12 protein-coding genes and 1 tRNA gene are annotated in these 12516 nt (G+C 65.1%); 4 read left to right on the forward strand and 9 right to left on the reverse strand.

Features of this window, described 5'->3' with window-relative positions; translation table 11 throughout:
* Nucleotides 1–15: 15 nt before the first annotated feature.
* From dapE to C8J26_RS06900, 9 genes are all read right to left on the reverse strand, one after another.
* Nucleotides 16–1179, reverse strand: a complete 1164-nt coding sequence (dapE, locus tag C8J26_RS06860; protein ID WP_107957271.1) for a succinyl-diaminopimelate desuccinylase — start codon at nucleotides 1177–1179, stop codon at nucleotides 16–18.
* Nucleotides 1151–1822: a glutathione S-transferase gene (locus C8J26_RS06865; RefSeq protein WP_056419864.1), complete on the reverse strand. Its 672-nt coding sequence runs from the start codon at nucleotides 1820–1822 to the stop codon at nucleotides 1151–1153. Before C8J26_RS06865 ends, dapE begins: the two co-directional genes overlap by 29 nt.
* A 74-nt stretch (nucleotides 1823–1896) precedes the next feature.
* Complete coding sequence (locus C8J26_RS06870) at nucleotides 1897–3324, reverse strand: S41 family peptidase (protein WP_082445428.1); 1428 nt, start codon at nucleotides 3322–3324, stop codon at nucleotides 1897–1899.
* A gap of 101 nt (nucleotides 3325–3425) precedes the next feature.
* On the reverse strand, nucleotides 3426–4022 hold the full coding sequence (yihA, locus tag C8J26_RS06875) for a ribosome biogenesis GTP-binding protein YihA/YsxC (RefSeq protein WP_056420495.1): 597 nt from the start codon (nucleotides 4020–4022) through the stop codon (nucleotides 3426–3428).
* A gap of 80 nt (nucleotides 4023–4102) precedes the next feature.
* The gene (gene yidC / locus C8J26_RS06880; protein ID WP_107957273.1) at nucleotides 4103–5809 is read right to left on the reverse strand and encodes a membrane protein insertase YidC; all 1707 of its coding nucleotides are present in this window, start codon (nucleotides 5807–5809) and stop codon (nucleotides 4103–4105) included.
* Nucleotides 5806–6054 carry a membrane protein insertion efficiency factor YidD gene (gene yidD, locus C8J26_RS06885; protein ID WP_082445447.1) on the reverse strand — a complete coding sequence of 83 codons (249 nt, stop codon included), beginning with the start codon at nucleotides 6052–6054 and terminating at the stop codon, nucleotides 5806–5808. The genes yidC and yidD overlap by 4 nt, the downstream gene beginning before the upstream one ends.
* Before the next feature lie 193 nt (nucleotides 6055–6247).
* Nucleotides 6248–6625 (reverse strand): ribonuclease P protein component, encoded by a 378-nt coding sequence (gene rnpA / locus C8J26_RS06890; RefSeq protein WP_082445446.1) that lies wholly within the window; start codon nucleotides 6623–6625, stop codon nucleotides 6248–6250.
* Nucleotides 6626–6627: 2 nt separating this feature from the next.
* The gene (rpmH, locus tag C8J26_RS06895) at nucleotides 6628–6762 is read right to left on the reverse strand and encodes a 50S ribosomal protein L34 (RefSeq protein ID WP_031393806.1); all 135 of its coding nucleotides are present in this window, start codon (nucleotides 6760–6762) and stop codon (nucleotides 6628–6630) included.
* An 87-nt stretch (nucleotides 6763–6849) separates the two neighbouring features.
* Entirely contained in the window at nucleotides 6850–7161 is a 312-nt protein-coding gene (locus C8J26_RS06900; protein ID WP_107957274.1) for a hypothetical protein, read from the reverse strand.
* A 109-nt stretch (nucleotides 7162–7270) separates the two neighbouring features.
* On the opposite strand from C8J26_RS06900, the gene C8J26_RS06905 reads away from it, so the two are divergent.
* From C8J26_RS06905 to C8J26_RS06920, 4 genes are all read left to right on the forward strand, one after another.
* On the forward strand, nucleotides 7271–8779 hold the full coding sequence (locus tag C8J26_RS06905) for a YifB family Mg chelatase-like AAA ATPase (protein ID WP_107957275.1): 1509 nt from the start codon (nucleotides 7271–7273) through the stop codon (nucleotides 8777–8779).
* Nucleotides 8780–8845: 66 nt separating this feature from the next.
* Nucleotides 8846–8930: transfer RNA gene (locus C8J26_RS06910), tRNA-Leu, on the forward strand.
* A gap of 160 nt (nucleotides 8931–9090) precedes the next feature.
* Nucleotides 9091–10356 (forward strand): tyrosine-type recombinase/integrase, encoded by a 1266-nt coding sequence (locus C8J26_RS06915; protein ID WP_107957276.1) that lies wholly within the window; start codon nucleotides 9091–9093, stop codon nucleotides 10354–10356.
* 19 nt (nucleotides 10357–10375) lie between these two features.
* Nucleotides 10376–11065 carry a replication protein A gene (locus C8J26_RS06920; RefSeq protein ID WP_107957277.1) on the forward strand — a complete coding sequence of 230 codons (690 nt, stop codon included), beginning with the start codon at nucleotides 10376–10378 and terminating at the stop codon, nucleotides 11063–11065.
* Nucleotides 11066–12516 lie beyond the last annotated feature (1451 nt).

Here is a 12516-nt window from a genome sequence, read left to right on the forward strand (position 1 = left end):
CGCGGCCAAACGACGCTAGCGCAGCGCCCGTTCGATCACGTCCGCATAGATGTCCGCCAGCGTTCGCAGGTCCTCGACCGCGACCGCTTCGTCGACCTTGTGCATCGTCGCGTTGATCAGCCCGAACTCGACCACCGGGCACAGCTTCGACAGGAACCGCGCGTCGGAGGTGCCGCCGGTGGTCGACAGCGCCGGCGTGACCCCGGTCGCCGCGACGATCGCCTCCGACAGCAAGGTCGAGAAGGCGCCCGGCTCGGTCAGGAACGCCTCGCCCGAGACCTTGCCCGTCACCACCGCACCCGGCGCATGACGATCGGCGATCTTGCGGATCCGCGTGATCAGGTCGTCGCCGCGATGGCGATCGTTGAACCGGATGCTGAGCCTTGCCGACGCGTGCGCCGGTATGACGTTGTGCGCGGGGTTGCCGACCGTGATGTCGGTGACCTCGATATTTGATGGCTGGAACCAGTCGGTCCCTTCGTCGAGCACGACGGTCTCGATCTCGGCGAGGACCGCGATCAGCCGCGGGATCGGATTGTCGGCGAGATGCGGGTAGGCGACATGCCCCTGCCGTCCCGGCACGTCGATCCAGATGTTGACCGAGCCGCGCCGCCCGATCTTGACCATGTCGCCAAGCCGTTCGGTCGAGGTCGGTTCGCCGACCAGGCAAAGCTCGGGGACGATCCCGCGCGCGGCCATCCGCTCCATCAGCGCGACGGTCCCGTAGGTCGCCGGGCCCTCCTCGTCGCCGGTGATGATCAGCGACAGCGTGCCCTTGTCGGCATCGCTCCGGCTGGCGGCGGCGACGAAGGCTGCGACCGCGCCCTTCATGTCGACCGCACCGCGTCCGTACAGCAATCCGCCGCGGACCTCGCCGGACCAGGGCGACCCGGTCCAGCCCTCGCCGGGCGGCACGACGTCAACGTGCCCGGCAAACGCCAGATGTCGTGGGCCGTCGCCCCGTGTGGCGAGCAGATTCTCGACCGGGCCGTCCGGCGCCGCACCGACCACGAACCGGTCGACCGCAAAGCCGATCGGCACGAGCGCCGCTTCGAGCACGTCGAACACCGTGCCACGCGCAGGCGTAACGCTGTCTGCGCGCAACAGCGCCTGGGTCAGGTGGACGGGGTCGATCACGCCGCGCTCTTGATCAGGCAGGTGTGGCGACCGGCTGCTCATATTGCTCGAGCACCCATTCCTCTTCCTGCGCGGACGCGATCCAGTCCTGCATGAAGGGATGCTCGAACATCGCCTGCATATAGCCTGCAGCAAAGCGCGCGATCGGCAGCTGATAGGTGACGATCCGCGTGACGACCGGCGCGAACATGATGTCTGCGGCACCGAACTGGCCGAACAGGAAGTCGCCACCGCCGCCGAAGCGCGCGCGCGCCTGTGCCCAGATCTCCATGATCCGCTGCAACTCGGCGAGCACGTCGTCATCGGGTGTCCGTGCCGGGAACACCTGCCGCACGTTCATGCTGTGCTTGCGACGCAGCGCGGCAAAGCTCGAATGCATCTCCGCCGCCATCGACCGCGCCATCGCGCGCGCGGCATTGTCCTCGGGCCAGAACCGCTCGCGCCCAACCTTGTCGGCGAGGTAGTCGACGATCGCGAGGCTGTCCCACACCACCGCGTCGCCGTCCCACAGGATCGGCACCTTGCCCGACGACGGCGCGAACTCATCGCCCGCGCGTCGCTTTTCCCAATCGGCGTCGTACATCGGCACGACCACCTCCTCGAACGGCAGCCCCGACTGCTTGCATGCGAGCCAGCCGCGCAGCGACCAAGAGGAATAGGCCTTGTTGCCGATGATCAGTTTCATGCGCGCGGTGCTAGGCGAGCGGGCGACAAGAGGCAATCGCCCCGCTCATATCTCCGCTGCACCGCGTGCACGGGTCAGAACAGCCCCGGCACGTCGCGCTGCGCGGTGCCCGGACGATCCGGGATCAGCAGGTCCTGCCGCGCGGTCGACGTGCGTAGCGAACGTGCACTCGCATCGCCCGTGATCGGCGTGCAGCTGCGCCCGGCCAGGAAGTTGAGTGCCTGCCGCGTCGATGATTCGAGCGGATCGCCCAGCTGGTAGGCGATCTCGTCCGATGCCTGGCACGACGCCTCGACGGTGCTCGCCAGCCCGTCATAGTAATTGCCGTTGCGCGCCGCATTCTGCGTCGCCAGCGCTACCACGCGCAGGCGATCGTCGCATGCTTCCTTGTCGAGCGCGATCTGGCCGACGGGCTTGCCATAGGTGTTGGTGCCGATCAGCCCGGCATTGGTGTGCAGGTACGGCGTGAACGCGTTGATCACCAGTTCGCTCGCCGATGCGGTGCCGCCGGTGCCGATGAACGCGATCCGCGTCGGCGCGATCGATTCGGCCTTTGGCGCGAAGAACCGGGTCGTGTTGTTCGACGCCTTCTCGGTGCGGAACGTCACATAGTCGAAGACTTCGGAGGTCGATCGCGCCCCGCCGAGCAGGTCGCCCAGATATTCCGCGGTCTCGATCAGGCCGCCGCCATTGTAGCGCAGATCGATGATGACCCGCGTCACGCCCTTCGCGCGGAAATCGGCAAAGGCGGTCTTCAGCGCGGGTTCGGCGGTTTTGATGAACGTCCGAAGGTTGATATAGCCGACGCTCTGCCCGCCATCTTGGATGATCTTGGCGCCGTAGCGCGTCGATACCGGCAGCAGCGAGAAATCGGCCTTGGTCACGGTGACGGTCCGCGTGCCTGCCGCGTCGCTGACCTGCATCACGCGCGCGGTGCCGACCGTATCGGGGCCGAGCGCATTGGTCAGTCCGGCCGTCCCCTCGGCGGCGATGATCGCGCTGACGGTGCGCAGATTGGCCGACGTCGTACCGATCGCCACGATCTCCGTACCGCGATCGATTCCCGCCGCGAGCCCTGGCGCGCCTTCGAACGCCTCCGCCGCGAACAGCCGGCGGCCGCTCTGATCCAGCGCGAACCGCAGCCCGAAGCCCGCGCTCGAGCCGGAAGCATAATAGGCGTCTTCTGCCTTGATCGAAGTCAGATAGGTGAAGAACCGGTCCTTACGCTGCGATCGCGCGGTGGCGGTCAACGCGTCGATATAGTCGTCGACCGTCGTGTAGGCGGCGGGGCTGAGCGTGGCGGGCAGCGTATCGGGGAACAGGTACCATTCGCGCAACTGCGATGCGGCCCAGTCCTGGCGCTCGCGGAGCGAACAGCCGGTCGACGCTGTCGGCGTCGGCGAAGGCGTGCTGCCGCCCGTCGAGATATTGCCGCTGTCGCTGCCCCCGCAGCCCGACAGCATGGCGGCCATCGCCAGAATCGCCCCTGTACGCTTACGCATTACTCACTCCCCTTTTGCGGGAAGCTACGAAGTTTGACGGACCGTGTCAGGTGCTAAAAACAGGTCGAACCGATCTCGTTGCAATTGGTGCGAGTGTCGTCTCAGCTGACCGCTTCGACCACCGCGGCGCGCAATTCGGGGATGCCCATGCCGTATTCGCTCGACGTGACGAGGATGTCGGGATGCGCGGCCGGGCGCTTGCGCGCCTCGAGCGCGGTACGCTCGGTGACCTCGACCAGCTCGGACGCCTTGATCTTGTCCGCCTTGGTGAGGACCATGCGATAGCTGACCGCGGCCTTGTCGAGCATCTCGAGGATCTCGCGGTCGACATCCTTGATGCCGTGACGCGAATCGATCAGCACCAGCGCGCGCTTCAACACGTCGCGCCCGCGCAGGAAGTCGTTGATCAGGAAACGCCATTTCTTGACGACATCCTTCGGCGCCTTGGCAAAGCCATAGCCGGGCATGTCGACGAGGCGGAACGCAAGTGGCGCGCCGACGTCGAAGAAGTTCAGTTCCTGCGTGCGGCCCGGCGTGTTCGACGTACGCGCCATCGAGTTGCGGCCCGTCAGCGCGTTGAGCAGTGACGACTTGCCGACGTTCGAGCGACCGGCAAACGCCACCTCCGGCACCGTCGCGTCGGGCAGGAATTCGAGCGTCGGCGCCGACTTCAGGAAGCCGACATGCCCTGCAAACAATTTGCGGGCATGTTCGAGCTGTTCCGCGGTGAACGGCGCGTCGGACTTCTCGAGGTCAGGCCCAAGGTTGGGAACGTCGTTCACTTGGTCACCGGCACTTTCAGGCCCGGATGCCGGGCGTAGAGCAGCTTCTGCTGCAGGATCGTCAGGCAGTTCGACGTGATCCAGTAGACCTGAAGGCCGACCGCGAACGGCGCCATCACGAACATCAGCACCCAGGGGAGCAGCGCGAAGACCTGCTTCTGCGTGTCGTCCATCGGCGTCGGGTTCAGCTTGAACTGGAAGTACATGCTGATGCCCAGGATGATCGGAACGACACCGATCGCGATGAAGTGCGGCGGCGTGAAGGCGAGGAGGCCGAACAGGTTGAGCGGCGTCAGCGGATCGGGCGCGGAAAGATCCTTGATCCACGCGACGAAGGGCTGGTGACGCATCTCGATCGTCAGCATCAGCACCTTGTACAGCGCGTACATGATCGGGATCTGGAGCAGCGTCGGCGCGCAGCCGGCGAGCGGATTGACGCCCTCGGCCTTGTACAGCGCCATCGTCTCCTGCTGCAGGCGGACCTTGTCGTCCTTGTGCTTGGCCTGGAGCGCCTTCATTTTCGGCTGGACGGCGCGCATCGCCGCCATCGACTTGAACTGGCGCTGCGCGATCGGGAACAGCAGCCCGCGGATCGTCACCGTCAGCAGGATGATCGCAACGCCGAAGTTGCCGATCATGCGGAACAGCCAGTCGAGATAATAGAAGATCGGTTTCTCGACGATCCGGAACCAGCCCCAGTCGATCGCATAGTCCAGCTTCGCGACGCCCTGCTGGTCGGTGTAGCGATCGAGCAGGCGGACTTCCTTGGCGCCCGCGAAGAAGCGCGAGACCTGCGTGATCGCCTGGCCCGGTGCGATCTGCTTGGGCTGGAGCGCGTAATCGGCCTGGTATGCCTTGTTCGCGCCGGCGCGGAACTGGCCGTCGAACGTCTGGCCCTGATCGGGGATGATCGCGGTCAGCCAGTATTTGTCGGTGAAGCCGAGCCAGCCGCCGGTCGTCGTGAACTTCTGTGCGGCCTCGTCGATGTCCTTGTAGTTGGGGCGGTAATGGGCGCCGCCATTGTCGACCGACATCGGCCCGACATGGATCGTCATCGACGACGGATCCTTCGAGATGCCGACCCGGTTGACGAGGCCATAGGTCGCGACGGGAACGGGCGCGGTGCCTGCGTTCAGGACGGTCTGGCGGACCGTGAACATGTAATCGCCGTCGACCGCGATCTGGATGCGGAAGCGCTGGCCGGTGGCGTTGGTCGCGTCGAGCGTGACCGGCGTCGTCGGCGTCAGCGTGGTGGCGCCAGAAGGCGTCCAGACGGCGTCGGCGGCGGGCGGGGTCAGCCCCTGCGCACGCCAGCCGAAGCTCGCGAAATAGGCGTCGGGTGCGCCCGCGGGCGACAACAGCCGTATCGGCGGTGAGTTCTTCGCGACCGTCTCGTCATAGCCCTTGAGCACGAGATCGTCGATCCGCGCGCCCTTCAGGTTAATCGACCCTGACACGCGTGGCGTCTCGATCCGCAGGCGCGGCGTCTCGGCGATCACCTCGGCGCGATTGCGCACGGCAGCAGCGCCATCGGCGGCCGGATCGGCAGCGGGGTTCGCGATCGGCTTGGACTTGCCGTCCTCGATCCTCGTGACCGGCGGATTCGCGGTCGGGAAGAACTTGCCCTGGATCAGCGGCCATCCGAACAGGATCAGCGCCGCGATCACCGCGAACAGCACGAAATTCTGCTTGTCGTCTTTCACAGGGCGGCGTCTTTCAATTTCTCAGGCTTCAGCTCTGGGACTGGGTCGGGTCCATACCCGCCCCACGGATGGCAGCGGGCGATACGCTTCGCCGCCAACCAGCCCCCCTTGCGCGCGCCATAGCGCCCAACGGCCTCGATTGCATAGGCGGAACACGAAGGATCGTAGCGACAGCTCGACGGCAGGACGAGCGAAGGGCCGAGTTGCCAGCCGCGCGCGATCAGGATGAGGAGGCGGGCTAACATGTCAGCGCGGGCGTTCGTGCCCCCCATTGTGTCCCCGCGAAGGCAGGGACCCAGACTGGGCTCCCGCCTTCGCGGGAGAACAAGACGCTGGGGGAGGTGGCCCCGTGGGCACCACGCCATCCGAACCCGAACAGCACCCCGGCGGAGGCCGGGGTCAAGTAGGGAAACGTTGCTAACGGATGGCGGTGCTTCATCACGACCGCTTTTCCATCTGGGCCCCGGCCTTCGCCGGGGTGGTGTCGGGAGCGGCCTGCGGCGTCACCTTGCGGAATGCCTTGCCAAGCTCAGTCCGCAACAGCGCGTAATCGCGCTCGATCCCGCCGCTGCGGCCGATTAGCACATGATCAGCCCCCGCAACGCCGCGTTCCGCCAATAGCTCACGCGCCAACGCCCGCAACCGCCGTTTCATGCGGTTCCGGACGACGGCGTTGCCAATCTTCTTGGTGACGGTGAAGCCGATTCGCATCGTGTCGTCACCGTCATCGCGGGGGCGCATGAGCAGGACGAATCCCGGCATCGGTGCGCGCTTCCCCGCATTCGCCGCGAGAAAATCGCGGCGTTTGTCGAGTATCGTTAGGCCGACAGCTTCTTGCGACCGCGCGCGCGGCGTGCATGGATCACTGCCCGGCCGCCGACCGTCGCCATCCGTGCGCGGAAGCCGTGACGGCGTGCGCGTACCAGGTTGCTCGGCTGAAAGGTCCGCTTCATTGGTCATTCCCTAGGTCATCAAATAGAAAACGGCCGCCACGGGGACGGCCTTGATGGTTGGGCGCTTAGGGAAACGGGGCGGGTAAGTCAATTCGCACCGGCCTTGGCCATGGCGCTTTTCGACGCCTTAGCCCGCGCATGCCGCCGCATCGCGCTTTGTCGCCGCATCATGCGATCGACGAAATGCCCGGCGCGCGGCCAACGCCGCTTCAGCCGAGCCCATTTCAACCGCGCCCACCGCGAATTGCGCAGGATCAGCACCATCCCGCCCGCGAACAGAAAGATCCCAGCCGGCCCCGGCAGCGGCGCGAGAACCGGTGCGCCGAGGATCAGGAGCACGCCCAGCACCAACTGGCCGATGCGCAGGATGGGAGAGCGGACGGCGTTCACGGAAGGCATGTGGGTCCGGTGTATTAGATTGGCAAGACGGCGCTAGCCCGCTGGTCCTTGCAGACAAGGCAAATCGGGTATGAATAAGGCGTGACGTCATAGTCGCGGGGGAGCGGGCATGGCGGCGATCGTAGCGACGGTGGCGTATCTCGGGCTGGAGGCCCGCGCGGTCGAGGTGCAAGTCCAACTGATTCCAGGACTTCCTGCGTTCAACGTGGTCGGACTGGCGGACAAGGCGGTCGGTGAAAGCCGCGAGCGCGTACGCGGCGCGATCGCCGGCATGGGGTTGTCGCTGCCGCCGAAACGCATCGCGGTGAACCTGTCGCCCGCCGATCTGCCGAAAGAAGGATCGCATTTCGATCTACCGATCGCGCTCGCGCTGCTGGCCGCGATGGGCGTTGTCGATGCCGAGGCGCTGGCCGATTACGTGATCGTCGGCGAACTCGGGCTCGACGCGCGGATCACCGCCTCGCCCGGCGTGCTGCTGGCGGCACTGCACGCGTCTGAAGTGGGGAAGGGGCTCGTCTGCCCGGCGGCGCAAGGCTCGGAAGCGGCTTGGGCCGGCGAGATCGAAGTGATCGCCGCGCCCGACCTGCTGTCGCTGCTTAACCACTTCAAAGGGCACGGTCTGCTCAGTCCGCCCAAGCCGGGGATTGCCGAGCACGCCGATCACGGTCCCGACCTCCGCCAGGTCAAAGGACAGGAGACGGCCAAGCGTGCGCTCGAGATCGCCGCGGCGGGCGCGCACAATCTGTTGATGGTAGGGCCCCCGGGCTCGGGCAAGTCGCTGATGGCGTCGTGCCTCCCGGGTATCCTGCCGCCGCTCGATCCGGCCGAGGCGCTCGAAGTGTCGATGGTCCAGTCGGTCGCTGGCACGCTGACCGGCGGACGCCTCACGCGTACGCGGCCGTTCCGCGCCCCGCACCATTCCGCCTCGATGGCGGCGCTCACCGGCGGCGGGCTCAAGGTGAAACCGGGCGAGGTCAGTCTCGCGCATCTCGGCGTGCTGTTCCTCGACGAACTCCCCGAGTTCCAGCGCGCCGTCCTCGATTCGCTCCGCCAGCCGCTGGAGACCGGCACCGTCAGCGTCGCCCGCGCCAACGCGCACGTCACCTTCCCGGCACGCGTCCAGCTGATCGCGGCGATGAACCCGTGCCGGTGCGGGCATCTCGGCGATGCGAGCCTGGCCTGCGCACGCGCGCCGAAATGCGCGGCCGACTATCAGGCAAAGGTGTCGGGGCCTTTGCTCGACCGGATCGACCTCCACATCGACGTCCAGGCGGTCAGCGCCGCCGACCTGATCCTCCCGCCACCGACCGAGGGCTCGGCGGAGGTCGCCGTCCGCGTTGCTGCCGCCCGCGCGATCCAGTCCGACCGCTACCGCGACCACCCGGTTCGCACGAATGCGGAGGCGGATGGCGCCTTGCTCGATGCCGTCGCCACGCCGGACGAAGCGGGTCGTCGCCTGCTCGCCCAGGCCGCCGAAGCGATGCGGCTGACCGCGCGCGGCTACACACGCATCCTCCGCGTTGGCCGCACCATCGCCGACCTGGCTGGCAGCGAAACCGTCGCCCGCCTCCACATCGCCGAAGCGCTCAGCTACCGCCGCCAGCCGCCGAGAAACTGAACCGACACGTTTTCCGATCAAGACCGCTTGCGGCGGACGAATGCTTCGTCTAGCCAACCCGCCGCTGCCCCTGTGGCGAAATTGGTAGACGCGACCGACTCAAAATCGGTTGCCGCAAGGCATGCTGGTTCGATTCCGGCCAGGGGCACCAACCACGAATTCCAACGCATCCCAAACCGTCCCGCAAGGGGCGGTTTTTGGTGCCGTTACAGGGTTGTGCGGTGTCCCGCCGCGTCCCATTGTCACCCCATGCAGCGACGATCATTTGGGGGCACTTCGGGGGCACCAGTTTCTTTGGGTGGGGGCACCGAATGCTGACCGATACCGCCATCAAAAAGGCCAAGCCGAAGGACAAGGCTTACAAGCTCGGCGACTCCGGCGGACTATATTTATTCGTCATGCCGAGCGGCTATCGCAGCTGGCGTATGAAATTTCGATTTGCGGGCAAGGAGAAGCGCCTGGTGTTCGGGTCGTATCCGGACACGACGCTGCTCCAGGCGCGCGCGATGCGCGAGAACGCGGCCAAGCTGTTGCGGGATGGCGTCGACCCGTCGGTGCACAAGGTCCAGCAGGCGGCTGCGCAGGTCGCTCGGGTGGGGGCAACGTTCAAGACGATTGCGGAAGACTGGCTGGTCAGCCAGGACGCGACCTGGTCGAAGCGGTATGCGCAGAACGTAAAGAACAGCTTCGTGCAGGACGTCTATCCGAAGCTCGGGCACCTGCCGATCGATGCGATCACGACACCGCTGGTGCTCAAGGTGCTGCGAGCGGTCGAGGAGCGCGGGGCGATCGAGACAGCGCATCGCATCCGCCAGCGGATCTCGGAGGTCTTTGCCCGCGCGATCGGCAGCGGCATAGTGGCGACCGATCCAGCCGCGGTGGCGCAACGCGCGCTGTCGCCGATCAAGCGCGGCAAGCAACCCGCGGTGCGGACGGTGGAAGCTGCGCGCATCGTATTGCGCAAGGTCGAGGAGCAGCCGGCCCATCCGCTGACCAAACTCGCGTCGCGCTTTCTGTCGCTAACGGCCGTGCGCTCGGGCGTGCTGCGAATGGCAGAGCCGAAGGAATTCGAGGGGCTGGGCGGGCCAGAGCCAATCTGGCGTATCCCGGCCGCCAAGATGAAACTGGTCGTCGACCAGAAGGAGGATGCGGCCTTCGAATTCATCGTGCCGTTGTCGAGGCAGGCGGTCGATACGATTACCGTCGCGATGGACTTCTCGGGGAAGGGGCCGCTGATCTTTCGCAGCGTGCGCCATCCGCGCCGGCCGCTGAGCGACAGCACGCTGAGCAAGGCGTATCGCGAAGCCGGGTTCACGGGGTTGCATGTACCGCACGGTTGGCGATCGACGTTCTCGACCGTGATGAACGAACTGGCGGGCGTGGAGAGCAGGGTAGGGGATCGAGCGATCATCGACCTGATGCTGGCGCATGTACCGAGCAACAGCGTCGAGGCCGCGTACAACCGCGCCGCCTATATGCCGCGCAGGCGCGAACTGGCGCAGGAATGGGCGGATATGCTGGTACAGGACCTCGCACCGCTGGAATCGTTGCTGACGGGGCTGCGGCAACACGCCTGACGCGTGCGGGAGCGGCGGCATGACCGCGCGCTCTTTCAACGAGGTCACCACCGGCGTCCGCGAGCGCGCGCGTTCGAACTCGCCCGTTCGGCGCAACAGCCATAATGCCGGTGGCTCGGAAATGTCCCTCTGGCGTACGCACAACACGTTCCCGAAGACCGAGCATAACGCGCGGATGCGCGCGGCCGAGGCTTTCGATCACGAGACAAAGTTACCGGGGAAGCGCAACGGCGCGCTCGGCGCGATCGGGCTCGAAGTGCTGCGCTGCCTCTTGCGCCTGCGGGGCCGTAAGGATGGCCGCCTCGATCCAACCTACCAGTGGATCGCTGACAAGATACATCGGTCGCGCAGCGCCGTAGGCGAGGCGCTCGACCGCCTGAAGGCGTGTGGTTTTCTAACCTGGATCCGGCGCTGCGTGCCGATAGAGAATGCTGAGCCTGACGAGCAGCAGAGTGAGCAGATCGCGAACGCCTTCATCCTGTTACAGCCGCCAACGGTACGCGAATGCGTGCGCCGGATGCTCCGTAAGCCGAGCGAGTTCGTCCGCGCTGTTGCTGAGAAGCTCGCACGCCAGAAGAAGCTGGACACCGCGACGGTCGACGACGTGATCGCCGAGGTCCAGAGCCCCGAGCTGCGCGCCATTCTCGCCCGCGTCCGCGCTTTTGTTGATAGTGCAAATCCGCCGAGCGGTCACACAGAGGCCCTGTAAGATATAAATATAAGAGGAACGCCTATGGCGTGCGCAGTTTGAAGCCCCACCAAGCCTCCGAGGCCCCGAACCCAACGGGTTGAACATCCAGCGACCGCTGGTGAGCGTGCCGGCTTGCGCCGTCCCGTGCATCCTGGGGAGGATGAGTGAATTCCGTTGCGCAACCGAAGCTCGTCTGGACGTGTGCGGAATGTCGGAACGCGAGCAACTGACGGTTTCCTAAACCGTAGGCCGCGTGTTCAAATCTCGCCGGGGGCACCAGCTTTTCGGCCATTTCTGGGGTTTTTTGGCCCCTTTCAAACATGCGAAACACGCGAGTAGCTAAGGCTTGCGTTGGCACAATAGGGGGCACAGTATGTTCCCGCTACGATCCGCCCCGCTCTCGTGACGACGACAAAGCGGCCGAAAGCGCCTGATAGCAGCCAATCTGACGTAGCACAAAAAGGGGCACAGCTTCTCGGTGTAAACGCGCACGCCGTCCCGATTTCTACGGATTCGGCACGCATAAGTCCCGATTTTGGCAGCTAGGAACGGCAGTTTCGCGTCCTGCGCGCACGCCCCTAGTTCAAATTGAAGCGCCGACGCACTCAGGTAACGAACGCGCCTGAGTCGCGATCCCTAGCGATCTGGGCGAAGTCGAATAGCTACTCGATAGCACGAGCCTATCCCAGTGCACGGGCCATCGCCAAAATATAAAAGTAGGGGGCGGGAAAACCCTAACCTCCCTAACATCGGCGGATTTCTGCGGTTTTTGGCCTAACCTTTTCCCTAACATTACTATAATCAGATTATAACCAATGACCCTGATTGTCCCGGTCAGAAAAATCGTTTGCTTTCAATGGGATTAGGTTTTTGGGTTGAAAAGGTTAGGCCTGGTGAGGGTCCGACCCTAATAAAAAAGCCGTTCTTTATTAGATACATTCGACGCATAGGGCCGGTAGGTTAGCCGGATTAGGGTTTTCCCGCGTGCGAGGCTGTCCTGGCGGGGAGCATCGCAGAATAGCATGCTGAAACTGGTCAATCGTTCCTACTGGGTTCTTTTGCTGCGTGGCTTCGAACCGCATTCCCGATATGTCTGCTTCGCACTCGGATCGGGGCGAGAAATTGGGAGGCGACAGGTAGTTGCAGACGATCGGATATGCGCGGGCATCGGCCTTTGTCGTCGACATCGCAGAGCAGGTGACTGCGCTCGAGAGCGCGGGTTGCAGCGAGATCGTTATTGATCGCGGGCGTGGGCGTCACCCACGTGATCTAAAGAAACGGTCAGCGCTGCTCAGCCGGCTGGAGACCAGTGAGGGCAAGGTTTTCCGCCCCTCTGCAGCACATCCGCTAACTGCATCCAAAGCCACCCAAAAAGCTCGCGGGCGAGGCGGGGGTTCTTGCGCGGTATTTGGGGTAACGAGACGAGGGAGTCACGAGGCGCGCTACGAAGGGTCGGCCGGGGTGACGGG

Origin of the sequence: Sphingomonas aurantiaca (assembly GCF_003050705.1) — a bacterium.
Lineage (GTDB): Bacteria > Pseudomonadota > Alphaproteobacteria > Sphingomonadales > Sphingomonadaceae > Sphingomonas > Sphingomonas aurantiaca.